This window comes from Achromobacter marplatensis (genome assembly GCF_049060505.1).
GTDB lineage: Bacteria > Pseudomonadota > Gammaproteobacteria > Burkholderiales > Burkholderiaceae_B > Achromobacter > Achromobacter marplatensis_A.
This window is the reverse complement of sequence record NZ_JBMGRB010000001.1, coordinates 1,050,552-1,076,300: the sequence shown is the minus strand read 5'-3', so window position 1 is coordinate 1,076,300 and position 25,749 is coordinate 1,050,552. Positions and strand designations below refer to the sequence as shown.

General features: G+C 65.7%; 19 protein-coding genes. 7 read left to right on the top strand and 12 right to left on the bottom strand.

From position 1 onward, the window contains the following. Window positions 1-145 precede the first annotated feature (145 nt). Complete coding sequence (gene msbA, locus ACI0FO_RS04870) at window positions 146-1,921, bottom strand: lipid A export permease/ATP-binding protein MsbA (RefSeq protein ID WP_416024505.1); 1,776 nt, start codon at window positions 1,919-1,921, stop codon at window positions 146-148. A gap of 106 nt (window positions 1,922-2,027) precedes the next feature. Between msbA and ACI0FO_RS04865 the strand changes: the two genes are divergently transcribed. The 3 genes from ACI0FO_RS04865 to ACI0FO_RS04855 are packed head-to-tail and all read left to right on the top strand — an operon-like array spanning window position 2,028 to window position 4,067. Next, a complete protein-coding gene (locus ACI0FO_RS04865) occupies window positions 2,028-2,999 on the top strand; it encodes a glycosyltransferase family 9 protein (RefSeq protein WP_416024503.1) in 972 nt (323 codons plus the stop codon). Window positions 3,000-3,015: 16 nt separating this feature from the next. Next, the gene (locus ACI0FO_RS04860) at window positions 3,016-3,780 is read left to right on the top strand and encodes a YdcF family protein (RefSeq protein ID WP_416024502.1); all 765 of its coding nucleotides are present in this window, start codon (window positions 3,016-3,018) and stop codon (window positions 3,778-3,780) included. Beyond that, on the top strand, window positions 3,777-4,067 hold the full coding sequence (locus tag ACI0FO_RS04855) for a YkgJ family cysteine cluster protein (RefSeq protein ID WP_416024500.1): 291 nt from the start codon (window positions 3,777-3,779) through the stop codon (window positions 4,065-4,067). Before ACI0FO_RS04860 ends, ACI0FO_RS04855 begins: the two co-directional genes overlap by 4 nt. Before the next feature lie 65 nt (window positions 4,068-4,132). On the opposite strand, the gene ACI0FO_RS04850 is transcribed toward ACI0FO_RS04855, so the two are convergent. The 7 genes from ACI0FO_RS04850 to dnaE are packed head-to-tail and all read right to left on the bottom strand — an operon-like array spanning window position 4,133 to window position 13,300. Then, a complete protein-coding gene (locus tag ACI0FO_RS04850; protein WP_416024498.1) occupies window positions 4,133-5,281 on the bottom strand; it encodes a glycosyltransferase family 4 protein in 1,149 nt (382 codons plus the stop codon). Then, window positions 5,256-5,981, bottom strand: a complete 726-nt coding sequence (locus tag ACI0FO_RS04845; protein WP_416024496.1) for a polysaccharide deacetylase family protein — start codon at window positions 5,979-5,981, stop codon at window positions 5,256-5,258. Before ACI0FO_RS04845 ends, ACI0FO_RS04850 begins: the two co-directional genes overlap by 26 nt. 9 nt (window positions 5,982-5,990) lie before the next feature. Next, entirely contained in the window at window positions 5,991-7,118 is a 1,128-nt protein-coding gene (locus tag ACI0FO_RS04840) for a glycosyltransferase (RefSeq protein WP_416024494.1), read from the bottom strand. Further along, the gene (locus ACI0FO_RS04835) at window positions 7,115-7,867 is read right to left on the bottom strand and encodes a glycosyltransferase family 2 protein (RefSeq protein ID WP_416024492.1); all 753 of its coding nucleotides are present in this window, start codon (window positions 7,865-7,867) and stop codon (window positions 7,115-7,117) included. The genes ACI0FO_RS04840 and ACI0FO_RS04835 overlap by 4 nt, the downstream gene beginning before the upstream one ends. Next, window positions 7,864-8,712, bottom strand: coding sequence for a polysaccharide deacetylase family protein (locus tag ACI0FO_RS04830; protein WP_416024491.1), 849 nt, complete (start codon window positions 8,710-8,712; stop codon window positions 7,864-7,866). Before ACI0FO_RS04830 ends, ACI0FO_RS04835 begins: the two co-directional genes overlap by 4 nt. Then, window positions 8,709-9,809, bottom strand: a complete 1,101-nt coding sequence (locus tag ACI0FO_RS04825; protein WP_416024489.1) for a glycosyltransferase family 4 protein — start codon at window positions 9,807-9,809, stop codon at window positions 8,709-8,711. The genes ACI0FO_RS04830 and ACI0FO_RS04825 overlap by 4 nt, the downstream gene beginning before the upstream one ends. Then, complete coding sequence (gene dnaE / locus ACI0FO_RS04820) at window positions 9,809-13,300, bottom strand: DNA polymerase III subunit alpha (protein ID WP_416024487.1); 3,492 nt, start codon at window positions 13,298-13,300, stop codon at window positions 9,809-9,811. The genes ACI0FO_RS04825 and dnaE overlap by 1 nt, the downstream gene beginning before the upstream one ends. 128 nt (window positions 13,301-13,428) lie before the next feature. On the opposite strand from dnaE, the gene lpxO reads away from it, so the two are divergent. Then, complete coding sequence (lpxO, locus tag ACI0FO_RS04815) at window positions 13,429-14,328, top strand: lipid A hydroxylase LpxO (protein ID WP_416024485.1); 900 nt, start codon at window positions 13,429-13,431, stop codon at window positions 14,326-14,328. Window positions 14,329-14,392: 64 nt separating this feature from the next. Here the strand turns inward: lpxO and hrpA are convergent, their stop codons facing one another. Beyond that, window positions 14,393-18,364, bottom strand: a complete 3,972-nt coding sequence (gene hrpA, locus ACI0FO_RS04810) for an ATP-dependent RNA helicase HrpA (RefSeq protein ID WP_416024483.1) — start codon at window positions 18,362-18,364, stop codon at window positions 14,393-14,395. Between the two features lie 216 nt (window positions 18,365-18,580). Here hrpA and argA point away from each other — a divergent pair, with 216 nt between their 5' ends. The 3 genes from argA to ACI0FO_RS04795 all read left to right on the top strand — a co-directional run bounded on the left by argA (window position 18,581) and on the right by ACI0FO_RS04795 (window position 22,440). Next, window positions 18,581-19,939, top strand: a complete 1,359-nt coding sequence (gene argA / locus ACI0FO_RS04805) for an amino-acid N-acetyltransferase (protein WP_105558522.1) — start codon at window positions 18,581-18,583, stop codon at window positions 19,937-19,939. A gap of 106 nt (window positions 19,940-20,045) precedes the next feature. Next, a complete protein-coding gene (locus tag ACI0FO_RS04800; protein WP_006218476.1) occupies window positions 20,046-20,318 on the top strand; it encodes an oxidative damage protection protein in 273 nt (90 codons plus the stop codon). A 169-nt stretch (window positions 20,319-20,487) separates the two neighbouring features. After that, window positions 20,488-22,440 (top strand): phosphocholine-specific phospholipase C, encoded by a 1,953-nt coding sequence (locus ACI0FO_RS04795; RefSeq protein WP_416024480.1) that lies wholly within the window; start codon window positions 20,488-20,490, stop codon window positions 22,438-22,440. Window positions 22,441-22,461: 21 nt separating this feature from the next. Here ACI0FO_RS04795 and phoU read toward each other — a convergent pair whose 3' ends face one another. The 3 genes from phoU to ACI0FO_RS04780 form a co-directional block, all read right to left on the bottom strand. Next, window positions 22,462-23,187 (bottom strand): phosphate signaling complex protein PhoU, encoded by a 726-nt coding sequence (gene phoU / locus ACI0FO_RS04790; RefSeq protein WP_310032377.1) that lies wholly within the window; start codon window positions 23,185-23,187, stop codon window positions 22,462-22,464. A gap of 175 nt (window positions 23,188-23,362) precedes the next feature. Next, entirely contained in the window at window positions 23,363-24,043 is a 681-nt protein-coding gene (gene rpiA, locus ACI0FO_RS04785) for a ribose-5-phosphate isomerase RpiA (protein WP_416024570.1), read from the bottom strand. A gap of 40 nt (window positions 24,044-24,083) precedes the next feature. After that, window positions 24,084-25,745, bottom strand: a complete 1,662-nt coding sequence (locus ACI0FO_RS04780) for an isovaleryl-CoA dehydrogenase (RefSeq protein ID WP_416024478.1) — start codon at window positions 25,743-25,745, stop codon at window positions 24,084-24,086. Between the last annotated feature and the right edge of the window lie 4 nt (window positions 25,746-25,749).

Here is a 25,749-nt window from a genome sequence, read left to right as displayed (position 1 = left end):
GGAGTACGGCAAGCTGGAGAGGAAAAGCCCCCACGCTGCGCACGCTTCGCGCGCTTGCTGCCCCCCGAGGGGGCTTTTTTGTCTTGGGGCGGCCCTACGACAAAAAACCGCCGCGATGGGCGGCGGTCGAAGGGGGGGAGTTCGGTCAGTCGTCGCGGAACTGCATCTTGTAGAGCGAGGCGTACAGGCCATTGGCGGCCAGCAGCTCGGCGTGGGGGCCGTGTTCGACGATCTTGCCGGCGTCCAGCACGATGATGCGGTCGGCGTTCTGGACCGTGGACAGGCGGTGTGCAATGACCAGCGTGGTGCGGCCCTTCATCAGGCGTTCCAGCGAGGCCTGGACTTGGCGTTCGGACTCGTTGTCGAGCGCCGAGGTGGCTTCGTCGAGGATGAGGATGGGCGCGTTCTTGATCAGCGCGCGGGCGATCGCCAGGCGCTGGCGCTGCCCCCCTGACAGGCGGGCGGCATTTTCGCCCACGGGCGTGTTGATGCCCTGCGGGAGCCCTTCCACGAATTCCAGCAGGTTGGCGGCCGCCAGGGCGTCGCGCACCTTCTGTTCGCTGGAATTGCCCAACGCGCCATAGCCGACGTTGGCGGCGATGGTGTCGTCGAACAGCACCACGTCCTGGCTGACCAGCGACAGGTGTGATCGCAGGCTGCGCAACGTCAGGTCGTTGATTGGCGTGTCGTCCACCAAGATGGTTCCGGCGTCGGCCAGCACGAAACGCGGCAGCATATTGACGAGCGTCGTCTTGCCGCTGCCCGACCGGCCCACCAGGGCCACGGTCTGGCCGGGTTCCACGACGAAGGAAATATCGTTGACCGTGTCGCGGTCGGCGTCGGGGAAACGGTGCCTGACGTTGCGGAATTCCACCTTGCCGCGCACGGGTTCAGGCAGTTCTTTGGTGCCCGTGTCGTTTTCGGGCGTCTGGTCGATCAGCGCGAACACGCTTTCGGCCGACACCAGCATCTTCTGCATGCGCGCGGCGACGTTGGTCAAGCGCTTGATGGGGTCGAAAATCTGCGCCAAGGCCGCCATGAAAGACGCGAAGCTGCCCACGGTGAGCGCCCCGCTGTTGGCTTGGCTGAGCGCGACGGCAATGACCGCGCCGACGGAAACCGAGATGCAGACCTGCGTCAGCGGCGTCAGCGCGGCATCCGCCGTGGCGGTGCGCATCGCGAAGCGGCGCAGGCGGCGGCTGACGAAATCGAAACGGCCTCGCTCGACTTCATAGCCATCGAACAACTTGATGACACGCTGGCCATCGATGCCTTCGCCTACCACGCGGGTCAGTTCCGCGTTCATGTTGACGGTGTCGCGGTTGATGCGGCGCAGGCGCTTGATGAAGAAGCGCGAAATCAGCACCGACACCGGCAGCATGATCAGGATGATCAGCGTCAACACCCACGACATATAGAGCAGCACGCCGATCAGGGCCAGCACCACCAGCGTTTCGCGCACCAGCACCGTGATGACGTCGGTGGCGTAGCCCGTGACGTTGCCGGCGTCGATGGTGAAGCGGTTGAGCAGCCGGCCGGTGTCGCCGCGCTTGAAATCGGAATCGGGCAGGCCGAGCAGGCGTTCGAACATGTCGCGGCGCATGCCAAGCAGCACATTGTTGGCAACCCAGGCCAGCAGATAGTCACTGAAGAAGTTGCAGATCCCGCGTAACAGGATCAAGCCCACGACCGCCAGGGGCAAGGCCCAGACATAATAGGGTTTGGCCCCTGAAAAGCCGCCGTCCAGCAACGGCTTCATAATGACGGCCAGAACGGGTTGCGTGGCCGCCGCGCCCGCCATCAGCAGGACAGCCAGCAGCAAGCCCTTCCAGTAGGAACCCACGCGGCTGTAGATCCGGCTCCAGAGTTCAGACTTGACGGGGTTGGAATCCGCGGGTGCGTTGCGTGCGGCAGAATTCAAAGGGAACACTCGCTTTTATACAATTGTGCCCCGGATTGTACCGGCTACGCGCCGCCGCGCTGTAGCGCCCACCCTCATTTCAGCCCCATTTTCCCCCAGCCCGCCCATGTCCGAAATCAGTTGTTTGTACGTCCGGTTACCCAATTGGGTGGGCGATGTCTGCATGAGCCTGCCCAGCCTGCGCGCCCTTCAGGGCAGCGGCTTGCCCCTGGTGATCTGCGCCCGCCCCTGGGCCCGCGACCTGCTGGACGGCGTGGCCAAGCAGGATTTCATCCCCATGCGAGGCAAGGTCGGCCCCGACCGGGCCGCTGTCAGCGCCCACCGGCGCGGCTTGGGCGCCCTGGGCCGGCGTGCCCGCGGCCTGCTGCTGCCGGATTCGCTGTCCAGCGCGCTGGTCTTCCGGTTGGCGGGCCTGCCATCGGCCGGCTATCGGGACGACGGCCGCAGCTTCCTGCTGCGCTGGCCGGTCGCCAAGCCCGACGAATCGCTGCACGCCGTCCAGTCGTGGCATTACCTGACGCGCGCGGCCCTGACCCGCTGGGGCCTGCCGTCCGGCCCCGCCCAGCCGGGCCCGACCCTGGATCTGCCGCTGACGCCCGCCCACCAGCACGCCGCCGACCAAGCGCTGGCGGCCGCCGGGCTGACCGCCCACCAATTCGTGCTGATCGCTCCGACGGCCACCGGCCTGCACAAGGGCAAGATCAAGGTCTGGCCGGGATTCGATACACTGACCCGCGCCTTACAGGCACGCGGCCATACCGTGGTAATGTGCCCCCCTCCGGCCGAAACCGAGGAGGCACTGCGCAATGCGCCGACCGCACGGTTACTGCCTCCCTTGCCGTTGGGCGCCTTTGCCGCGCTGACGGCGCGGGCGGCGCTGGTGATTTGTAACGATTCCGGCGTATCGCACGTCGCCGCGGCCGCTTCCGCCCGGGAACTTGCGCTGTTTGGCGTGACCCGCCCGGGACGGACCGGCCCATGGTCGCCCCAGGCGGTCTGCGTCGGATCGGATCAGGCTTGGCCGTCCGTCGAAGAAGTTGAACAGCAGGCCCTCACTCTGCTGGGCAGGACGAAGTAATCAGGATAGTTTTGACATGACCTTTTCCAGCTACCTCACGAATCTGATCATTCCTTACAACCTGTGCGTGACCTTTGTCATCGTCGGTCTCGCGTTAGGCTGGTTCCGGCTGCGCAAGACCGGCGGCGCCATCATCGCCACCGGTTTGCTTTGGGCGCTGTTTTGGTCGCTTCCGGCGACGTCGCTGTGGTTGGGCGGCGCGCTGGAAAACCGCTATCCCCATCTTCCTCCCGCGGAATCGCCGACGGCCGACGCCATCGTGGTACTGGGCGGCAACACGGCCAACGGCCGGGCCAATTGGTTTCTACCCTATGACAAGGACACCGCGATCGTGCGCATCGACACGGCGGCCCGCCTTTATCTGGCCGGCCGAGCCCCCAAGGTGTTGCTGTCGGGCGGCGCGTTGGAAGGCGATGTCAGCGAGGCCCGCGGCATGGCGCACGCGATTCGCCAACAGGGTGTCCCTGAAACCGCGCTGATCCTGGAAAACGCCAGCCGCACCACTTACGAAAATGCCGCCCTGACCGAGGACACACTGAAGTCGCGTGGCATCGGCAAGGTGCTACTGGTGACGTCGGCGCTGCACATGCCGCGCGCCATGGCGGCCTTTTCCAAGCAGGGCGTGGAGGCCATTGCCGCCCCGGCGCCCCCCCAGATCGTGGCGCCCGCGGATGGCTCGTTGCCGTTGTGGCTGCCCGACCAGCGCACCTTTGACGCCAGCCGTTCCATCATCAAGGAATACGCCGGCCTGTTCGTGTATTGGCTGCGCGGATGGGTATGAGCCTGACCGGGCGTGCCGCGCCGGCGCTGGACTGCCGGGCGGGATGCGGCGCCTGTTGCATCGCGCCATCGATCACCCGGCCGATTCCGGGCATGCCGGATGGCAAGCCGGCGGGGGTGCCCTGTATCCAGCTGCTGCCCGACATGCGTTGCGCGATCTTTGGCCTGCCGTCCAGGCCGGACTTCTGCGGTGGCCTGCAACCCCAGCACGACATGTGCGGCCCCGACCGCGAACATGCGGTCCGGTGGCTAGGGGACCTGGAACGAGCGACCGCCCCCGGCCACTGAGCATAATGCAGCCCCGGGGGGCCTGCACCGGGTAAACCGCCCTGGGCAGCCGGCTCCAGCACCGCTTAGCAGCGGGCTTCCAGCACCTTCTCGTACAGCTCCTCATATCTTGAGGCGACCGTTTCCCAGCTTTGATCACGCGCGATTTCCAGGCCGCGTTCGGTCAGTGCCGCTCGCAATTCGGGTTCGGAACCCAGCCGTTCCAGTGCCTGCGCCAACTGGGCGCCGTCGCGCGGATCTTGCAGGATCAGGGCATCCTTGCCTGCGGAAAGGTACTGCGCGAAACCGCAATAGGCCGGCGAACTGACCACGACCGGCAACCCGTGCGACATGGCTTCCAGCGGCGCCATGCCGTAGCTGTCGTTCAGCGTGGGATGGGCATAGATATCGGCCGCGCTGAAATACTGCGCCACTTCCGGGGTGGGATCGACGAGCGTGATGCGATGAGCGATGCCGCTGGCGGCGCGGACCCGCTCGCGGGTGGGCTCGTCCGCCCCCACAACCAGCAATTTGTAATGCGCCGGCAACTGCGACAGGGCATCCAGCAAGGCAGGCAACCCCTTGCGCAGCGGATTGCGGGCCACCAGCAGGCAGCCGACGGTGCCGGCGTCCCAGCCCAGACGGGCCCGCGTGGCGTCGCGGCCCAGGGCGTCCTGGGCCGACGGCAATTTAACGCCAGGCGCGATGATGTCCACCGGCAGTTGCTGGCCGTAGCTGCGGTGCAGTTGATCCATGATCAGGCCGGACACGGCCACCACGCGCCGCGCGGGCGCGCCACGGACGCGCAGCTTTTCCAGCAGCAAGTAGGTAGCCAGGCGCGGACTGAGCCAAGCGGTCACCCGGGCGAGCGGCCTGACGCGGGTGACACGGTTGTAGCGCACCGGCGTCACGTGCATGACCTGGATCTCTCCGGCCCACCCGTTCATGTGTGAATGCACGATATCGAACTTGCCCCGGGTGAGCCGGTCGGCCCGCCAGGCGAAGTACAGCACCCGCATCCAGCTGGGCAGCCAGCCGGGAAAGCGCACCGGCAGGAAGCGGAACGGCAGGTCGCTGTCGAAGTCGCGCGCCACGATGGAGATCTCGTGGCGCTGGCCCAGGACGCGCATCAGTTCGACGCCATAGGCCTCCGCGCCTCCGAAGCGATTGCCGAAGCGGTCGACCAGCAGCGCGATGCGAAGCCGCCGCTCAGCGGCGCCGGCGGGTGTCTTCATACCGGGTCAGGCACTTCTGGAGGAAGCGGATGATGTTGGTGGAACGCGCCACCGTCACCCGTGGCAAGCCGAACGGATCGTCGGACGCCGCAGCCAGGCCGCGCTGCGTCAGCGTGGCGTTGTCGTAACCGGCCTCGCGCACCATGGCGCGGTGTTCCTGCCCGTGGTCCCCATAGGGATAGCAGAAGGCCGTGACGGGCGCTCCCAGCGCCTGCTCCAGTTCGTCCTTGGATTCGACGATCTGGCGCCTGGCTTCATCGGGCGTCATTTGGGGCAGATGCACGTGGTCCAGCGTATGCGAACCCACCTCATTGCCCGCCTGGGCCCATTCGCGCATTTCCTGCACGGTCATCAGGGCCGAAAACGGGATGCCTTTTTCATGGTCCCAGACATTGCCGCCATCGAACTGATGCGCCACGAAATAGTTCGTGGCGGTAAAGCCCAGTTCACTGAGCACGGGCATCGCATTGCGATGCACATTGCGGTAGCCGTCGTCGAAGGTGATGCCGAACACCTTGCCCTGGCGCTCGCCACGCACATAGGGCATGACGTCGCGCATGGACAGGCCGCGGTAACCCAGCCGGCGCATCCAGCGCATCTGGCGGGCAAAGCTGTTGGGGTGCACGGTCAGCCCACGAAACGGCGTGCCCTTGGGGTTGGGCTCGCCGATCTGGTGATACATGAGAATGGGGATAGACATAGGACCGGATTATAGGGCCCGGCGTCCATCCCGCGTACGCTGGTAGACGTCGACTGTGGCGGCGGCGAAACGGTCGATATTGAAGTCGCGCACGCTGGTTTCGCGGGCACGGACGCCCATGGCGCGCACCGTGTCCGGATGCGCCAGCATGAAGCCCAGCTTGGCCGTCATCGCGGGCACATCACGTACCGGCACGATCCAGCCGTCCACGCCATCGGTCACGTTTTCGGGCAGCCCGCCCACGTCGGTCACCAGCGCGGGCAGGCCCAGGCCCATGATCTCGCGGCAGGCGAAGGACAGCGCTTCGCGATAGGACAGCACGAAGCCCGCGTGGCAGGACGCCAGCGCCGCGCGCACATCGTCGAGCAGGCCGGGGAACCGCACCTGGTCGATCATGCCCAGTTCGCGCACACGGGCCAGTTTGGCCTCGGAGGGCGGATCGCCCGCCACCATCAGCAGCACGCGTGCCTTGTCGGCCGGCGGCAGTGCCGCCACCGCCGCCACCAGGTCCAGCCAGCCCTTGTCGTAGTCGGTGCCCCCCGCGCTGCCCAACAGCAGCTTGCCTTCCCACTCGGGGCCGAAGATCAGCGCGCGCAACTTGTCCAGGCTTTCGGGCGGAGGCGGAGCGAAGAAATTGGTGTCGATGCCGTGCCGGATAGTCGTGATGGGGCGCTTGCTGTAGGGCGAACGCTGCATCAGGCCATGCACGTAATCGCTGACGGCGATGCCGTGGTCGGTGGCCAACGCGACGCGCAGCTTGTGACCGAAGCTTGTGAGCGGGTGGTCGTTATGCTTGGTGAACACAATGCGCGGGCGGCGCGCCATGCCCAGCGTGGCCAGCATCACCTGCTTGTGGTCGGCCGAACCGTTGACATGGATGATGTCGAAACGCCCTGCCTTGATCAGGCGGCGCAGTTGCGCGCGGTCCTTGAACCACGAGGACGGGCGCGTCGTGTACTGCATGTCGACCACGGCGGTCACGCCGGGAATCGCGCGGGCGTAGCGGTGCAGCCGGCTGGTGGCGGGCGCCGCCACGGTGATCTCGTGGTCGCGCGCCAGGGCCTTGGCCAGGTTGATGATGTAGGTGACGTGCCCCCCGCCGTTACCGGCGTGGAAGTTCGTGTACAGGATCTTCACTTCTGTTTCTCGGCCAGGAACATCAGCTTGGAATAGCGGAAAAAGCTGCCTGCCGCCGCTGTCACCGCCAGCACAAGGCCGTGCTTGCCATCCAGGAAACCGCGCCGGATCAGATAGATGCGCACGAAGGTCCAGAAACCATGGCCCAACGCGCCGAAGATCGACGTGCGGCGTCCCTTGGCATACATCATCGCCGCGGCATCCGAGGAATAACGGTTGACCTTGTTGATCAGCGCATCCAGGTTGTCATACGGATAATGATTGAAGTAGCCCTGCAGTTTCAGCGGCTGGCCGTTGGCCGGCACGAGACGTTCGTGCACGGCCGCGTCGGTGAAACGCGCCGTGCCGCGCTTGAACAGGCGCAGCACGTAATCGGGCCACCAGCCGCTATGCCGGATGTCTTTGCCGCAGAAATTCGACAGCCTGGCGATCTCGTAGGCGTCGGCGCGCGGATTCGCCAGCACCTCCTGGATTTCGCGGGCCAGTTTGGGCGTGACGCGCTCATCGGCGTCGATAGACAGCACCCAGTCGCCCGTCGCCAAGTCCAGCGCCCGGTTCTTCTGTGGCCCGAAGCCGGGCCAATCCGACGTCATTTCAACGCGTGCGCCCAGCGCTTGCGCAAGTTCGACGGTACCGTCGGTGCTGCCCGAATCCACCACGATGAATTCGTCGGCGAAAGCCACGGACTTGAGGCAGGCGGCGATGTTTGCCGCTTCATTCTTGGTGATGATGATGACTGATAGCTTCATCCGCGATTCCTAAGACGCTTTTTCCAGGCTTTCCAGGCGTGGTAGCGCGGCCCCCAGAAGGGGTCGCGCGACAGCCAGATGCGCCGGTTCAGCCAGGTTCCGCCCTGGTTGCGCACCGCGAAACGAAAGATGTGTCCGGGGTCGGCGCCCGGCGTGTTCTGCCCGAAAGGGTCGGTAGTGTACAAGTGCGCGAAGCCCGCCTGCCGGGCGGCGGCCACATAATCCGCATCGAAATAGCCCTGCGGCCAGCAAAGATGGTCGCTGACGGCGCCCAGGCGGCGCACGAGGGTCTGGCGGGAATCGTGCAGCTCTTGTGCGATGTGGCTGCGCTTGGCATCCACGTCGGCGCCACAGACCTTGTCCCAGCGGGTATGGGTATGCGTGTGGGAATGGAATTCGAAGGTGCCCGCCGCCTGCATGGCTTCGATTTCGCTCCAGCGCAGCATCGCCTCGTCGGCGCGGCCGGCAGCCACCAGCTGCTTGCAGGCGTCGTGGTCGGGCGTGGCCGGCAACGGGCCGCCCTGCCCCGCATGCGGCCGCACGGGACCGTCGCCGATCCAGCCCGTGATGGTGAACAGCACGGCACGCATGCCGTGACGCGCCAGCACGGGATGCGCGTGCACCCAGTTGTTCAGGTAGCCGTCGTCGAAGGTGATCAGCACGGACCGTTCAGGCGCCGGGCCGCCCGCCAGATACGCCGCGAACTGGCTCGCGGACAGCGATTGGTATCCTGCCCGCGCCAGACGCGAGATCTGGGCGTCGAATACGTCCGGCGTCGCCGCGATCATGCCCCCCGCAGGCGTGACATGGTGGTACATCAGCACGGGGACGTTGGGCGCGTTCATCCCGCCCGCTCCGCCAGCCACTTGAGGTAGACGGCTTCGGTGGTTTCGGCCAGACGAGCGGGTGAAAACACCGCTTCTTCCCAGACCATTTTGCGGCCGGCTTCGCCCATGCGCCGACGCAAGGCGGGGTCATCGATCAGGCGCTGCAGCGCGTCGGTCAGCGCCTGGGGATCCTTGGGAGGCACCAGGATGCCGGTATCGCCATTGCGCAACATCTCGGACACGCCGCCGACGTCGGTGCCGATCACGGGCAGGCCGCTGGCCTGCGCTTCAACATAGACGGTGCCGGACGCCTCCTGCTGCGTGGCCAGCGCGAACAGGTCGAATCCGGCCAGCAGGTTGGGCACGTCGCGGCGCATGCCCATCAGATGGATACGGTCTTGCAAGCCGAGTTCGGCCACGTAGTCCTGAGTCTGCTCGAAGACGGGCGAACCGCCGCCGACGAACACCAGGTGCAGCGTCGGCCGGCTTGCCATCAGCGGCGCGATCGCGTCGATCAAGTCCTTGTGGCCCTTGGTGGCGCGCATGACGGCCACGCAACCCACGACGATATCGTCTTCGGCCAGGCCGAGCTCGTCGCGCAGCGTCGAGTGCTCGACCGGCGGCGGCAGCACGATGGGCGAGTAAACGGTGGCCACTTTGTTGGCGGGCACACCGCGTTCGATCAGGTATTTGCGCACATGATCACTGACCGTCGTGACCCTGTGCGGCAGACAGGTATAGGACCATAGGGAGCCCACCTTATTCGACAGGTGGCGGGTCCGCACGATCAGCGGGGTGCCCGCCAATCTGGCGCCGACCGCCGCGATGACGGTATCGCGCCGGCTATGGGTGTTGAGCACGTCAAAGCGCCCTTCCTTCAGGATGCCGCGAACCGCCGCCACCCCCTTCAGGTAGTTCACCGGCCCGTCCATCTCGATCTTGTGCACCGTGAATCCGGCATCGGAAAGACGTTCAGCCAGCAAGGCCTTGGGCTGGCAGATGGCTTCAAGATGATGGCCGCGCGCGCGCATGGCCGTCATTTCCTTGAAGATCCGCCCTTCCTGGCCCCCAAAACTGGTGGCGGCTTCCGAATGCACGATACGCAGATTTCGCATCAATAGGTGACCTCGACTCCGTCCGGCTTGGTCCAGGCGTTCAGGTTTTCAAGCAGCGTGTCTGCCATGCGGACCCGCCACTCTTCGCCCAGCCGGACCGTGCACAGGAAATTGTTCTTGGTGTAGACAATATCGATCGGCACACCGGGGATGCCGTTTTCGGGTTCGGCGCGAAACGGGTTCAGCATCTGGCGCAGGCGCGCCGCGTCGGCCGACCCGTTAAGCTTGACCCGCAATGACTTGGCACGCGCTTCGCGGGCCAACTGCAGGTCGTACAACTGTTCGGCAACGATGCGCATGCCGCCGGAATAGTCGTCGTTGCTGACCTTGCCCTGGACGATGACCAACTGATCTTCGCGCAACCGGTTGCGGTGCTTCTCGTAGAGTTCGTTGAACACCGAGATCTCCACCTGCGCGGTGCCGTCATCCAGCACGGCGAACACCATCTTGCCGCGGCGGGTCATCATGACGCGCACGCTGGCCAGCACGCCGCACATCCATTGCAGGTCCCGCTGCGGCTCCACGCGCGCCAGCTGCATCGGCACGATGCGGCGGACTTCGTCGCGCCAGGCGTCGAACAAGTGGCCGCTGTAGTAGTAGCCCAGCGCGGATTTTTCTTCCGTCAGCTTCTTGTGCAGATCCCAGGGCGCGACCTTGGCCAGTTCGCCCGCAACCACGTCGCCGCTATCGTCGCCGAACAGCGAGGCCTGGTTGGCGCTGCGCGCCGCCTGTTCGGCGGCCTCCATCGCGGTAGGCACCGACGCCAGCATCGCGGCGCGGTTGGGTTCGATGGTGTCGAAGGCGCCTGCCTTGATCAGGGCTTCGATGGTGCGGCGGTTGACGGCCTGTTTGCCGACGCGGCGGCAGAAGTCGAACAGGTTCAGGAACGGGCCGCCTTCCTTGCGGGCGCGCAGGATGTCTTCGACGGCGCCCTGCCCGGTGCCCTTGACGGCGCCCAGGCCATAGCGCATGGTGCGCGGCGGCTTGCCTTTTTCGGTGTACTTGTCCTTGACCGGTTCGAAGCGGTAGCCCGAAAAGTTCACGTCGGGCGGCAGCACTTCAACGCCGTTGTCCTGGGCGTCGCGGCAGAAAATCTGGACCTTGTCCGTGTCGTCCATATCGGACGACATGGTGGCGGCCAGGAATTCGGTCGGATGATAGGCCTTGAGCCACGCGGTCTGGTAAGAAATCAGCGCGTAGGCGGCCGAGTGCGACTTGTTGAAGCCGTAGCCCGCGAACTTTTCCATCAGGTCGAACAGCTTGACCGCCAAGTCCGGGTCGTGGCCCTTTTCCTTGGCGCCTTGCTCGAACAATTCGCGGTGCTTGGCCATTTCCTCGGGCTTTTTCTTGCCCATGGCGCGGCGCAGCAGGTCGGCGCCGCCCAGCGAGTAGCCGCCGATGATCTGCGAGATCAGCATCACCTGTTCTTGGTAGACGATGACCCCGTAGGTGCTTTTCAGGGTGCCTTCCAGGTCGTTGTGGAAGTAGTCCACCGCGGCGCGGCCGTGCTTGCGATTAACGAAGTCGTCCACCATGCCCGATTCCAGCGGCCCCGGCCGGTACAGGGCCAGCATGGCGATGATGTCTTCGAAGGTGTTCGGGCGCAGCTTTTTCAGCAGTTCCTTCATGCCGCGCGATTCCAGCTGGAACACGGCGGTGGTGTTGCCGTCGCACAGGATCTTGTAGGCGGCGGGATCGTCCAGTTCCAGCGCCATGACATCGAAGTCGCGCTTGTCCTCGTTGAACTGGCGCACGTAGCGCACGGCCCAGTCCAGGATCGTCAGGTTGCGCAAGCCCAGGAAGTCGAACTTCACCAGGCCGGCGGCTTCGACGTCGTCCTTGTCAAACTGCGAGACCGCGCTGTTCTCCTGGCCGGGCTGGCAATACAGCGGGCAGAAGTCGGTAAGTTTGCCGGGTGCGATGAGCACGCCGCCGGCGTGCATGCCGATGTTGCGGGTCAGGCCTTCCAGCGGCTTGGCCAAGTCGACCAGCGCGCGCACTTCCTCTTCCTGCTCGTAGCGGTCCTTGAAGGCGGGTTCGTCCTTCAGGGTGCGTTCCAGCGTCCAGGGATCCATCGGGTTGAACGGGATCAGCTTGGACAGGCCATCGCAGAACATGTAGGGCATGTCCAGCACGCGGCCGGCGTCGCGGACCACGGCCTTGGCGCCGAGCGTGCCGAACGTGGCGATCTGGCTCACGGCGGCGCGGCCGTATTTTTCCTTGACGTAGTCGATGACCCGTTCGCGGTTGTCCTGGCAGAAGTCGATATCGAAGTCGGGCATGGAGACCCGCTCGGGATTCAGGAAGCGCTCGAACAGCAAGTCATAGCGGATCGGGTCCAGGTCGGTAATGCCCAACGCATAGGCCACCAGCGAACCCGCGCCCGAACCGCGGCCGGGGCCGACGGGCACGCCGTTGTTCTTGCCCCAGTTGATGAAGTCCTGCACGATCAGGAAGTAACCGGGGAACCCCATCTGGATGATGGTTTTGCATTCCCAGCGCAGGCGTTCGTAGTATTGCTCGCGCTTGGACTCGCGTTCCGCCTCGTTGGGAAACAGGAACGCCATGCGTTTTTCCAGGCCTTCTTCCGACAACTGGACCAGGTAATCGTCCAGCGTCACGCCCTCGGGCGTGGGGAAATTGGGCAGGCGCGGCTTGCCCAGCACCAGGCTCAGGTTGCAGCGTTTGGCGATTTCGACCGTGTTGGCCAGGGCCGAAGGCACATCGGCGAAACGCCGGGCCATTTCCTCGGAACTGAGCAGATACTGTTCTTTGGTGAAACGGCGCACGCGGCGCGGGTTCGCCAGGATTTCGCCTTCGGCGATGCAAACGCGGGCCTCATGGGCCTGGAACTCGTATTCGTCCAGGAATTGCACCGGATGCGTGGCCACCACCGGCAGACCGGCCTCGCCTGCCAGCCGCATGGCCGCCTGCGTATAGGCCTCGTCGCCGTCCATGCCAGCCCGCTGCAATTCAATGTAATAGCTGCCGGGGAACAAGTGCGCCCATTGCCGCGCCAAGGCCAGCGCGGACACGGCGTTGCCGGCGTCCAGCGCCTGGCCGACGTCGCCCATGCGCCCCCCTGACAGCGCGATCAGGCCCTGCTGGCCTTGCAGCCATTCGCGTCGGATTTCCGCCCGGCCCTTGCCCTGGTTCGTCAGGAAGGCCTTGGACAGCAGTTCGCACAGATTCAGGTAGCCCTGATGGTTGCGCACGAGCAACAACAGGCGAAACGGCTTGGCCGGATCGTCGTCGTTGCTCAGCCAGACATCGCAGCCGGCGATGGGTTTGACCCCTGCGCCGCGCGCGCCCTTATAGAATTTGATCAGACCGAAAAGGTTCGACAGATCGGTCAGCGCCACGGCCGGCTGGCCCAGCTTGGCGACGCGTTTGATGAGGTCGGGGATGCGCACGATGCCGTCCACCACCGAAAACTCGGAGTGGACGCGGAGATGCACAAAAGGGGTCGGGGTTGTTACGGCTTCGGACATAGCGGGAATTGTACCTAGGGATCCCGGTCCAAGCCGATGCGCCTGTGATTCCGCGAACGGGGCGCCACGGACCTTGTGTAACAATACTAGGTAGACAAGACTTATCTGTCGCAGGACAACGATTACGTATGAAATGGTTAATACCTGGGATCTGGCTGGCCGCCATCCTGTTTGCGCACTTCCGAGGCCGAGTACGACTGCCGCTGGGCCGGCAGATGTTGGACCACTCGGTCCTCCTCGCCCCGATCAACGCATTCATGGTGCTGGCCTCTCGCGTGCCGTCCACCCCCTACCTGACAACGAGCGAAATCGCCGAACTCAAGGTGCTGGACGACCATTGGGAGACTATTCGCGAAGAAGCCGTGCAAATGGCCGAATTGCAGCGCATCAAGGCGGCCGACGCCCATAACGACATCGGCTTCAACTCTTTCTTCAAGTACGGCTGGAAGCGCTTCTACCTGAAGTGGTATGACGCCCGCCACCCGTCGGCCGAAGAACTGTGCCCCAAGACCGTCGCCATCCTGAAGACCCTGCCCAAGGTCAAGGCCGCGATGTTCGCCGAGCTTCCCCCCGGCGGCCAGTTGAACCCGCACCGAGATCCCTTCGCCGGTTCCCTGCGCTATCACCTGGGCCTGGTAACGCCGAACGACGACCGCTGCCACATCATCGTCGACGGCGAGCCCTACAGCTGGCGCGATGGCGAAAGCGTGGTGTTCGATGAGACCTATGTGCACGAGGCGTACAACCACACCGACCAGAACCGGATCATCCTGTTCTGCGACGTCGAGCGCCCGCTGAAGTGGGGCTGGGCTGAAGCGTTCAACCGCTGGTTCGGCCGCGTGGTCATGTCGGCCGCCAGTTCGCCCAACGACGGCGGCGACCAGACCGGCGCCATCAACCGGCTGACGCACGCGCACTGGGTCATCGACCAGAAGCGCAAAGCCTTCAAGACCTGGAACCGGACCGCCTACAAGGCCACCAAGTACGCCTTGATTGCGCTGGTCATCCTGGGCTTTCTCGCCCTGTAATGCGGATGCGGCCGGGCCGCCCGAGAGCGGCGGCCCGCACATCGCGAATCTCCGCCGGACGCCGTCAACGCTTCAACGACTCCCAGCTCTTCATCAACCGCTTGACCGAAACCGGCATAGGCGTCCGAAGTTCCTGCGCGAACAACGCGACCCGCAGCTCTTCCAATAACCAGCGGAATTCATCCAGGCGAGGGTCCGGCGCGCCCTTCAATGCCGCTCTGGCGCGCTGATACTGCGTGACCAGCGGCGCCATTTCCGCCACCAGCTTCGCATCGCGCCCCGGGTCCGCCCGCAACTTGTCGATACGGGCCACGGCGGCCTTCAGGTAGCGCGGATAGTGCGAAAGTTGCGAGTAAGGCGTGTCGCGGATGAACATCTTCGGCATCAGGGCGCCTAGCTGCTGCTGCAAATCCGCGTATGCCGCCGCATGCGGTTTCGCTTGCGGCAGTTTGCGTTGCAGCGCCGCGTACTCCGTCAGCACCGCGCCCGCCAGCCTGGCCACTTCCTGCGCCAGCAGGCCCAGCCGGCCTTTGCCTTCCGTGCGGCGCGCATCGAACTGCTGCTCATTCACCGGCCAAGGTTCGGCCAGGCAGGCCTGCCCCAGCGCGCAATCGATGATCTGGTCGCGCAATTCTTCTTGCGTGCCCAGCGTCATGTACAGCATGCTGATCTTGGTCAGGTCGGCCAGGTTCTTTTCCAGGAACTTGACCTGCTCGCGCAGCCCAAGGCGGAACAGCTTCAACAGGCCCGCGCGGTGGTGCTTGCGCGCCTCGTCCGGGTCGTCGAACACGTCCAGGTCGCAATGCGCGCCCCGGTCCACCAGCGCCGGATAGCCAATGACCGACTGGCCGCGCCGCTTGATTTCCATGATTTCCGGCAAAGGCCCAAACGACCAGGTCGTCAGGTTCTCGTGCGCCAGCGCCTGAGCCACCTGCGTGTCGCTGGCCGCCAATTGCTGGAAGGTGGCCTGCGCCTGCTTGCCGAATTCCGCGCGCAACTGCGCCAGATTCCGCCCCGAGGCCAACATGCGGCCATGCTCGTCGACCACGCGGAAATTCATGAACAGGTGCGGCGGCAAGGTTTCAAGCTTGAAGTCGCCCACGGCCGGACGCACCTGCACCTGGTCCCACATGTCGGCGATGATGGCATCCACCAGGCCCTGCCGCGGATCCGCCTGCCGATCGAACCAGCGCTCGTAGAAGCCGGCGGCGTAATCGGGCAGCGGCACGCAATGGCGACGCAGCTTTTGCGGCAGCGACTTCAGCAGCAGATGCACCTTTTCCTTCAACATGCCCGGCACCAGCCATTCGCAACGTTCCGGATCGATCTGATTCAGCGCGAACAGCGGCACCGACAGCGTCACGCCGTCCCGGGGCGAACCGGGTTCGAAGTGGTAGTCCAGCGCCATCGACACGCCTTGCCATTCCACCTTCTTGGGGAAGACATCGGTCGTCACGCCGGCGGCTTCGTGCCGCATCAGTTCGTCGCGGGTCAGCATCAGCTTGCCAGCCGCTGCCTTGTCCAGTCCGGACACCCATTTCTCAAGCGACGCGGTCTGCGAAATATCGGCCGGCAACTGGCGGTCGTAGAAGGCGAAGATCAGCTCGTCGTCCACCAGGATGTCAGGGCGGCGCGTCTGGTGCTCCAGCTTTTCGATGCCGGCGATCAGCTTGCGGTTGTGCGCCACGAAGGGCAACCGCGTATCGATTTCGCCCGGCACCAGCGCCTGCCGGATGAATAGTTCGCGGGCATGGGTCGGGTTCACGCGGCCGTAGTGGATGCGGCGGCCCGTGTAAATGGTCAGCCCATACAGCGTGGCGCGCTCGTTGGCCACGACCTGCCCGGCCTTCTTTTCCCAGCGCGGGTCCGACCAGTTCTTGCGAATCAGGTGGGCGCCCACCTTTTCCAGCCACACCGGATCGATGCGCGCCACGCAGCGCGCGTACAAGCGCGTGGTCTCGACCAGTTCGGCCGCCATGATCCAGCGCCCGGCCTTTTTCACCAGGCGCGAACCCGGATGGATGTGGAAACGGATCTCGCGGGCGCCCTGGTAGTGGCCGCCTTCGTCGCTCTTGAAGCCGATATTGCCCAACAGGCCAGACAAAAGCGCCAGATGCAGCTGTTCGTAGGTGGCTTCCACCTGGTTGACGCGCCAGCCTTGTTCGCCCACCAGCGCCGCCAGCTGCGTATGGACGTCGTGCCATTCGCGCAGCCGGATGGGCGACAGGAAATTCTGGCGCAGCAGGTTCACCAGCTTGCGCTGGGAGGCCTTGTGCTGCACCTGCTCGCCATACCAGCGCCACAGTTTCAGGAAGGAGATGAATTCCGATTTTTCGTCGGCGAACTTGGCGTGCGCCGCCTCGGCCGCCTCGCGCTCCTGCATGGGGCGGTCGCGCGCGTCCTGCACCGACAGGGCCGACGCGATGATCAGCATTTCGGCCAGGCACTGGTGTTCGCGCGCCGCCAGGATCATGCGGCCGATGCGCGGGTCCACCGGCAACTTGGCCAGTTCGTGCCCGGTCTCGGTCAATACGAAGGATGCGCCGGTCCGCGTGGCCTCGGCGTCGTCGTCCGATGCGGAGGCCAGCTCGATCGCGCCCAATTCCTGCAGCAGATGGTAGCCATCGGCCACCGCGCGCCCAGGCGGCGCCTCGACGAAGGGAAACTGCTCGATATCGTCAAGCTTCAGCGACTTCATCCGCAGGATGACGGACGCCAGCGACGAACGCAGCACTTCTGGATCGGTGAAGGCCGCGCGGTTATTGAAGTCCAGCTCATCGTAGAGCCGGATGCACAGGCCTGGCCCCACCCGGCCGCAACGGCCGGCGCGCTGGTTGGCCGAGGCCCGGCTGATGGGCTCGATCCGCAGCTGCTCGACCTTGTTGCGCCAGGAATAGCGCTTGATGCGCGCCAGCCCGCTGTCGACCACGAAGCGGATGCCGGGCACGGTCAGCGAGGTTTCCGCCACGTTGGTGGCCAGCACGATGCGGCGCGCATTGGTGCGCGGATGGAAGATCTGCTCCTGCTCGGCCTGCGACAGGCGCGCATACAGCGGAAGCACCTCGGTGCCAGCGGGATGACGCTTGCGCAGGGCCTCGGCGGATTCGCGGATTTCGCGTTCGCCGGGCAGGAACACCAGCACGTCGCCCGGGCCATGGCGGGCGCATTCGTCCACGGCGTCCACGATAGCGTCGATCAGGTCGCGCTCCTCGTCGCCGGACATGCGCTCGCGCTCGCGCCCGGGCTTGGCGGCCGGAGCGGCAGCGTCTTCGGGCAATTCCTCGCGGACAGGCCGGTAGCGGACTTCGACCGGGTACAGCCGCCCGGACACCTCGATGACGGGTGCGGGTTTGTCTTCGGACGCGGCAAAGTGCTTGGCAAAGCGCTCGGCGTCGATCGTGGCCGACGTGATGATCAGCTTCAGGTCCGGGCGCCGCGGCAGCAGCTGCTTCAGGTAGCCCAGCAGGAAATCGATGTTCAGGCTGCGTTCGTGCGCCTCGTCGATGATGATCGTGTCGTAGCGGCGCAAGAGCGGGTCGCGCTGCGATTCGGCCAGCAGGATGCCATCCGTCATCAGCTTGATGGACGCGTTGGGGCCGGTGCGGTCGTTGAACCGCACCTGGTAGCCCACCACTTCGCCCATTGGCGTGTTCAGTTCTTCGGCGATGCGCTTGGCCACCGACGTCGCCGCCAGGCGGCGCGGCTGGGTATGGCCGATCATCTTCTGGCGGCCGCGGCCCAGTTCCAGGCAGATCTTGGGCAGCTGGGTGGTCTTGCCCGAGCCGGTTTCCCCGCTGACGATCACGACCTGGTGGCCGGCGATCGCGCGTGCGATCTCCTGCCGCCGCGCGCTGACGGGCAGGTCTTCGGGGTAGGTCACGGCAGGGATGGGGCGCTCGGGGCGCTCGGGACGCTCGGGGCGCGGCGTCTTTTTGGCCACCCGGGGGGCGTCGGCCACGCGGGCGGCGCCGGCCGCGGCGGCGGGAGCCCCCGGGGAAGCCGTCTTGGGCGCCCGCGGGCGGGAGGATTCAGGCATGTACGATAGTCCGGTTAGCCGGGCATTATAAATTTCTATGGCATTCCTGCCCGCAGGCCGGTCTGGCGGCATTGAAACCGGGTATGAAATAAGCGCTGATTTCCGCCTGCGCCCGCCCCCGACGGTCATATAATTTCGCCACGCCGTCACCGGACGGCGCCAGGGCGCGGCAAAGCGCCGCGCTTTTACCGACTCTCAGGAATCCCTCCGCCCATCATGCCCGACCTGGAACCAGACACCGTCTCCGCCCTTGAAGCCCCAGAATTCGCACCCGCCCAGTTCGTCCGATGGTTTCGAGACGTGGCCCCTTATGTGCATGCATTCCGAGGCAAGACTTTCGTGGTGGCGTTCGGTGGCGAACTGGTGCAGGCTGGCGCGCTGAACGCGCTGGTGCAGGACTTGTCCTTGCTGTCGTCGCTGGGCATCCGCCTGGTGCTGGTGCATGGCTCGCGCCCGCAGGTCAATGAACAGCTGCGCCTGAAGGGTTACACGCAGCAATTCGACCGTGGCCTGGCGCCCACCGACGCCGCCGCGCTGGAATGCGCCAAGGAAGCCGCTGGCGAAATCCGGCTGGACATCGAAGCCGCGTTCAGCCAGGGCTTGCCCAACACGCCGATGTCGCATGCGCACATCCGCGTCATTTCCGGCAATTTCGTGACGGCGCGGCCCACCGGCGTATTGGACGGCGTGGATTACAAGCACACCGGCCAGGTGCGCAAGATCGACATCGACGCGCTGAAGTTCGCCATCGAGAAAGGCTCGTCGGTGGTGCTGCTGTCGCCGCTGGGCTTCTCGCCCACGGGCGACGCCTTCAACCTGGCCATGGAAGACCTGGCCACCAGCGTCGCCGTGGCGCTGCGGGCCGAAAAGCTGATCTTCCTGTCCAGCTCGCAAGGCGTGTTGAACGACGATGGCACGCTGGACACCGAACTGGCCCGCGTGGATGCCGACGCGCTGCTTGCCGGCGGCGAACTGGACGAAGAAACGCACGCCTTCCTGCAATATGCGTCGCTGGCGGTCAAGCGCGGCGTGGCGCGCGCCCACCTGTTGCCGTTCGCGCTGGACGGCAGCGTGCTGCTCGAGATCTTCACCCACGACGGCGTGGGGACCATGGTGGTGGAAGACACGCTGGACGACCTGCGCGCCGCGACGATCGACGACGTGGGCGCCATCCTGAGCCTGATCGAACCGCTGGAGGCCGACGGCACCCTGGTGCCGCGCCCGCGCAGCGTGATCGAACGCGACGTGGAGAACTTCACGGTGCTGGAGCACGACGGGGTGATCTACGGCTGCGCCGCCCTGCACACGTTCGCCGACGAGCAGATGGCCGAAATGGCCTGCCTGATCGTGCACCCCGAATGGCAAGGCTCCGGCGAAGGCGAAATCCTGCTGCGCCACATGGAGTCCCGCGCGCGGGCGACCGGCGCCAAGCGCCTGTTCGTGCTGACCACCCGGACCTCGCACTGGTTCATCAAGCGCGGATTCGTGCAGGGTGGCGTGGCCGACCTGCCCCGCGAAAAGCAGAACAACTACAACCGTTCGCGTAACAGCATGGTCTTCATCAAGAAGCTGTAACCGCCACGTCGATCAGGCCCTGACCGCAGGGCTTGAAGGGGCTTGGCGCCCCCTGGACGCCAAGCCCGTTAAAATACGCCGTTATCTATCTTTCCGGCAGCGAACCATGTCCCGTATCGTCAACTGTGTGAAATTGAAGCGTGAAGCCGAAGGGCTGGACTTTCCTCCCTACCCCGGCGAACTTGGCACGAAGATCTGGCAGAGCATTTCCAAGGAAGCTTGGGAAGAATGGAAGGCTATCCAGACCCGCCTGGTCAACGAAAACCGCCTGAACCTGGCCGACGCCCGCGCACGCAAGTACCTGAAAGAACAGATGGAACGCTTCCTGTTCGAAGATGGCACGGTGGAAGCGCACGGCTACGTCCCGCCCTCGGCCTGATTCCGGCTGCGCCGACGGTGCCAGACCGCATCGGCGTCCCCGTTCGAAGCCCCTCGCCCGCGAGGGGCTTCGTGTTTGCGGCCACCGCGCGCGTGGCGCCAAGACGCCGCCCCGCGCTGCGCTGCGCTGCGCTTAAGATTCGAACATTGCTGGCCGTATTAATGCTGTCATGAAAGAAGAATCGCGCTTGTCCCCTCCCGCCGATCCGCCGCCGTCCATCGCGCGCGCGCTGGCGATTGCCCCGGACCGCAAGACCGGCACACTGCAGGATGTGCGGCATGTCGTCATCCTGATGCAGGAAAACCGGTCGTTCGACCACTATTTCGGCACCCTGCCCGGCGTGCGCGGTTTCGCGGATCCGCACCCGGCGCCCACGGCTGCGGGAAACGTGTTGACGCAATTGGACGGTGACACGCAATGCCGCCCGTATGCCCTGCAAGCGGAATACGCCAGCGGCACGCCAGTGGGCTACATCACGCCGCACACCTGGGACGACGCGCAACGCGCCTGGAACGACGGCCGCATGGACCAATGGCTGCCCGCCAAGGGCCGCTTGGGGCTGGGCGCCTACACGGCCGACGACGTGCCCTTCCAAACGGCGCTGGCCAACGCCTTCACCGTGTGCGACGCCTATCATTGCTCGGTGCATGCCGGCACCAATCCCAACCGGCTGTTCCTGTGGACCGGCACCAACGATCCGCTCGGACAGGCCGGCGGCCCCGCCCTGGTCAACACCTACGACCGCCTGGGCCCGCCCGACGAAGGCTACGCCTGGACCACGTACCCCGAACGCCTGCAGGCGGCCGGGGTGGACTGGCGCGTGTACCAGGACATGGCCGACAATTTCCACGACAACCCGCTGGCCGGCTTCCGGCAGTACCGCCGCGAACATGCCAGCGGCGCGGCAAACGCCCCCTTGCGCGACCGTGGCCTGTCCACGCACACGCTGGACGACCTGGCGCGTGATGTGGACGAGGGAACGCTGCCACAGGTGTCCTGGATCGTCGCGCCCGCAGCCGACTCCGAACATCCCGAGGTGTCGTCGCCGCGCCAGGGCGGGGCCTACGCCGAACGCGTGCTGGACATCCTGACCCGCAATCCAGACGTCTGGAGCGGGTGCGTGTTTCTCGTCACTTACGATGAGAACGACTGCTTCTTCGACCACATGCCGCCGCCCGCGCCGCCTGCCCGCCCTGCCAACTGCCAATCGGGCGGACTGTCCACGGTGGAACTGGATGGCGAATACCACGACGCCCGCCACGGCCCAAGCGCCGCGTCCCCCGAAGATCCCGCCAGCCTGCATGGCCGCGGCTTCGGTTTGGGGCCGCGCGTGCCGATGCTGGTGGTGTCGCCCTGGAGCCGCGGCGCGTGGGTCAACTCGCAAGTGTTCGACCACACCTCGGTGATCCGCTTTCTTGAAGCCCGCTTCGGCGTGGCGGAACCCAATATCAGCCCCTGGCGCCGCGCCGTCGCGGGCGACCTGACGTCGGCGTTCGATTTCGCCGGCGACTGGGGGCCGCTCCATCCGGACAGTAATCGCCACGCCTGCCCGCTGCCCTATGCGCTGGAAGCCGTGGGCCGCATGACGGCCGACGGCGAGCACTACCGGCTGACCTTGCGCAACCCGGGCAGCGCCGCCGCCGTGCTGCATGTGTACGACCGCCTGGATCTGGCGCATGCGCCCCGGCGCTACACCGTGGGCCAAGGCGCGCGGCTGGATGACGGCTGGCGGCTGCACGACCACGGCGCCTACGACCTGTGGCTATTGGGGCCCGACGGTTTCCATCGGCAATTCCGTGGGGATGCGCGGGATGCCGGCATGCTTGAGGCGCAACTGGTTCCCGTGACCTCGGGCCTGCGCCTGCGGCTGATCAATCACAGCGATGCGCCGCAACCCGTGAAGGTCGAGTCCCACATGGGCGACGGCTGGCGCGCCATGGCGCATGTGCAGGCCGGCGGTGCGCTGGAACTTAAATATGCCGGCAGCGAAGGCTGGTACGACCTGGAAATCAGCGCCCCCGCCCTGCCCGCTTTTGGACGCCGATTGGCCGGCCGCGTCGACGCCGGCAAACCCGGCGTGCCCGATCCACGCCTATGCCAGGGCGCCGCGCTGCCGCTGTAACCCTCGCGGCTGCCCGCCCGGCTACTGCTCGTCTTCTTCGGTGCCGTCTTCACCGCGCGCCAGGCGCTCGGTGTTCTTCACGCCGGTGTGGCGCACGTCAGCGCCCTTGACCATGTAAATCACGCGTTCGGACATGTTCTTGGCATGGTCGCCGATACGTTCCAGCGCGCGTGCGATGAAGATCATGTCGATGGCGCGCGAGATGGTGCGCGGGTCTTCGATCATGTAGGTGATCAGGTGGCGCAAGGCGCCCTTCCATTCCTTGTCCACTTCCTTGTCGCTACGCACGACGGCGGCAGCCTGGATCGGGTCAAGGCGGGCGAACGCGTCCAGCGCCTGATGCAGCATGGTGCGCACATTGGCGGCCATGTGGCGCAGTTCGATCACCGGGATGTGGCGCAGTTCGGCTTCGTGGATGCGGCGCGCGACGGTAGCGACCTTCTCGGCCTCGTCGCCGGAACGCTCCATGTCGGTCAGCATCTTGGACACGGCCATCAGCATGCGCAGGTCGATGGCGGTAGGCTGGTGCCGGGCCAGGATGCGGCTGATGCTTTCGTCGATCTCGACTTCGTGGCGGTTGACTTCCTTTTCCCGCTCACGGACCTTCTCCACCAGCGACAGGTCGCCCGTGGCCAGCGCGTCGATCGCTTCCTGGATCATGGCTTCCACCAAGCCGCCCATTTGCAAGAATTGCGAACGGACGCTTTCCAGATCGGCGTCGAACTGCTTGTTTGTATGCTCCGTCATCCGGGCTCCCTGCGTGGTTGATCTCATTGCATTGCCCCGAAATAAGAGAATTACGAGATGGGCCTGCACAACCGGCAAGGTTATGACCCAAGTGTGACAGGATTATGAATCGACGCCCCGCCGCCCGCAAGGCAGGCAGACGGAGCGACCGCGGACCCCGCACGGGCCAGGACGTTTACGCCGCGCGGTCCAGGCGGCGAATGCCGTTCTGCGTAGCCAACAATGCCACATCGGCGCCGGCCAGCGCAAACAGGCCGCAGGTGACGACGCCCGGCAGGTTGTTCACGCGGGCTTCAAACGCCGGCGCGTCGGTGATGGACAGGCCCGACACGTCCAGGATGATATTGCCGTTATCCGTGACGAAGCCTTCGCGCAGGCGCGGCTGGCCGCCCAGGGCCGTCAGCGCGCGCGCCACCGCTTCGCGCGCCATCGGGATGACTTCCAGCGGCAGCGGGAACTTGCCCAGGGTCTGGACCAGCTTGGATTCGTCGACGATGCAAATGAAGCGCTCGGCGACCGACGCCACGATCTTCTCGCGCGTCTGCGCGCCGCCGCCGCCCTTGATCATGTGCAGGTTGGCGTCGATTTCGTCGGCGCCGTCCACGTAGATCGGCATGGTGGATACGTCGTTCAGGTCCAGCACCTTCAGGCCATGGCCGGCGAGACGGGCCGCGCTGCGTTCCGAACTGGCCACCGTGCCGGCGATCCGACCCTTGAAACGCGCCAGGCCATCAATGAACAGATCGGCCGTGGAGCCGGTGCCCACGCCGATGATGGCATCCGGGCCGGCGACCTGTTCAACGAATTCCAGGGCGGCGTCGGCGGCTTGCTGCTTGAGTTCTTGTTGCGAGAGCATGGCGGTGAAGAATGCGGATAGGTTGGTCAAGCCGGGAAATTTAGCATGCGGCGGCAGGCCAGGCCCGCGACAGGATGGCGCGGGTGTCGGCGCCAGCCGCCAGTTCTCCGAAAATACCGCCGTCCGCTTGCAGGCGGCTGGCCACAAAGGCCTGCGCGACCGGTTCCGGTGCATGCTGGATCAGCAAGGCGGCCTGCCATAGCCGCGCCAACCCGCCGGCGATGCGGCGCGCCTGGAATTCCGCCTGCGCGGTATCGGCCAGCAAGGTCCGCCAGCGCGCCACGGCCTCGTCGAATGCACGATGCCGTCCGGCCGCCTGCGCGAATTCCTGTTCCAGCGCGGGCAAGGCCTCGGGTTCGCGTTGCAACGCGCGCAGCACGTCCAACGCCATCACGTTGCCGGAGCCTTCCCATATAGAGTTGACCGGTGTTTCCCGGTAGATGCGCGGCATCGGCCCTTCTTCCACATAACCGTTGCCGCCCCAGACCTCCATGCACTCGGCGACCGCATGAACGGCGCGCTTGCAGATCCAGAGCTTGGCCGCGGGCGTGCCCACGCGCACCAAGGCCCGCGACGAGGCATCCGCGCGCGCGTCCACCGCCCGCGCCAGGCGCAGCGCCAGGGCCATGGCGGCCTCGCTTTCCAGCGCCAGGTCGGTCAGCACGTTGCGCATCAGCGCTTGTTCGATCAGTGGCTTGCCAAACGCGGAGCGATGCCGCGCGTGATGCAGGGATTGCACCAGCGCCTGCCTAAGCAGCGCCGCGCTGCCCAGCACGCAGTCCAGTCGGGTGGTGGCCGCCATTTCCAGCAACACGGCCAGGCCCCGCCCGGGTTCGCCGACCATGACGCCCCACGCGCCCTCGAACTCGACTTCGGCGCTGGCGTTGCTGCGGTTGCCCAACTTGTCTTTCAAACGGCGCACGCGAATGGCATTGCGCGGCCCGTCCGGAATCCAGCGCGGCACGAAGAAGCAACTTAGGCCGTCATCCGTTTGCGCCAGCACCAGATGCGCGTCCGCCTGCGGCACCGAAAAGAACCATTTGTGGCCCACCAGTTCATAGGCGTTGCCCCGGCCCGGCGTGCCCAGCGGCACGGCGCGGGTGCTGACCGCGCGCAAATCGGAACCGCCCTGCTTTTCCGTCAGCCCCATGCCGATCAAGGCGCTGCGCTTGGCGGACAACGGGGCGTCGCCGCCGTCGAATTCGCGCGAATACAGCGCGGGCAGCCATTGCCCCGCAAAGTCGATGGCGCCGGACGGTTCGCGCTGCAGCAGCGGCACGGCGGCGAACGTCATGGTGGTGGGGCACAGCGTGCCCGCTTCGACCTGCCCCTGCATCAGGTAGGCTGCCGCCCGCGCCACCTGCGCGCCCGGCACGGGTTGCGCCCAGGCGCGGCTGTGCAGGCCGCGGGCCAGGATGCCGCTCATCAGCAAGTTCCAGGCGGGGTGGAATTCGACATGGTCGATGCGGTGGCCGCCGCGGTCATAGGCGACGAGCCTGGGCGGACAGCGATTGGCCTCGGCACCGGCCGCCAGCGTCTGCGCGCGCCCCAGCCAGGCCCCATGCGCGGACAGGTCGCCCGCCCAGTTTTCCGCCCCCTCGCGCCGCGCCGCCTCGACCAAGGCGGGGTCGGTGTCGTACAGCGAATAGTCTTCCAGGGGGGGAACCTGATTCTGTACGGTATGCGTCGCGAACGATGACATGGCT

Excerpts from the sequence above, each read along its gene's own strand:
- dnaE (WP_416024487.1), bottom strand. The coding sequence starts at position 13,300 with ATGTCCGAAGCCGTAACAACCCCGACCCCTTTTGTGCATCTCCGCGTC.
- lpxO (WP_416024485.1), top strand. The coding sequence starts at position 13,429 with ATGAAATGGTTAATACCTGGGATCTGGCTGGCCGCCATCCTGTTTGCG.
- ACI0FO_RS04835 (WP_416024492.1), bottom strand. The coding sequence starts at position 7,867 with ATGAAGCTATCAGTCATCATCATCACCAAGAATGAAGCGGCAAACATC.
- ACI0FO_RS04850 (WP_416024498.1), bottom strand. The coding sequence starts at position 5,281 with ATGAAGACACCCGCCGGCGCCGCTGAGCGGCGGCTTCGCATCGCGCTG.
- ACI0FO_RS04865 (WP_416024503.1), top strand. The coding sequence starts at position 2,028 with ATGTCCGAAATCAGTTGTTTGTACGTCCGGTTACCCAATTGGGTGGGC.
- ACI0FO_RS04800 (WP_006218476.1), top strand. The coding sequence starts at position 20,046 with ATGTCCCGTATCGTCAACTGTGTGAAATTGAAGCGTGAAGCCGAAGGG.
- phoU (WP_310032377.1), bottom strand. The coding sequence starts at position 23,187 with ATGACGGAGCATACAAACAAGCAGTTCGACGCCGATCTGGAAAGCGTC.
- ACI0FO_RS04780 (WP_416024478.1), bottom strand. The coding sequence starts at position 25,745 with ATGTCATCGTTCGCGACGCATACCGTACAGAATCAGGTTCCCCCCCTG.
- ACI0FO_RS04825 (WP_416024489.1), bottom strand. The coding sequence starts at position 9,809 with ATGCGAAATCTGCGTATCGTGCATTCGGAAGCCGCCACCAGTTTTGGG.
- ACI0FO_RS04795 (WP_416024480.1), top strand. The coding sequence starts at position 20,488 with ATGAAAGAAGAATCGCGCTTGTCCCCTCCCGCCGATCCGCCGCCGTCC.
- argA (WP_105558522.1), top strand. The coding sequence starts at position 18,581 with ATGCCCGACCTGGAACCAGACACCGTCTCCGCCCTTGAAGCCCCAGAA.
- ACI0FO_RS04845 (WP_416024496.1), bottom strand. The coding sequence starts at position 5,981 with ATGTCTATCCCCATTCTCATGTATCACCAGATCGGCGAGCCCAACCCC.
- ACI0FO_RS04860 (WP_416024502.1), top strand. The coding sequence starts at position 3,016 with ATGACCTTTTCCAGCTACCTCACGAATCTGATCATTCCTTACAACCTG.
- ACI0FO_RS04855 (WP_416024500.1), top strand. The coding sequence starts at position 3,777 with ATGAGCCTGACCGGGCGTGCCGCGCCGGCGCTGGACTGCCGGGCGGGA.
- rpiA (WP_416024570.1), bottom strand. The coding sequence starts at position 24,043 with ATGCTCTCGCAACAAGAACTCAAGCAGCAAGCCGCCGACGCCGCCCTG.
- hrpA (WP_416024483.1), bottom strand. The coding sequence starts at position 18,364 with ATGCCTGAATCCTCCCGCCCGCGGGCGCCCAAGACGGCTTCCCCGGGG.
- ACI0FO_RS04830 (WP_416024491.1), bottom strand. The coding sequence starts at position 8,712 with ATGAACGCGCCCAACGTCCCCGTGCTGATGTACCACCATGTCACGCCT.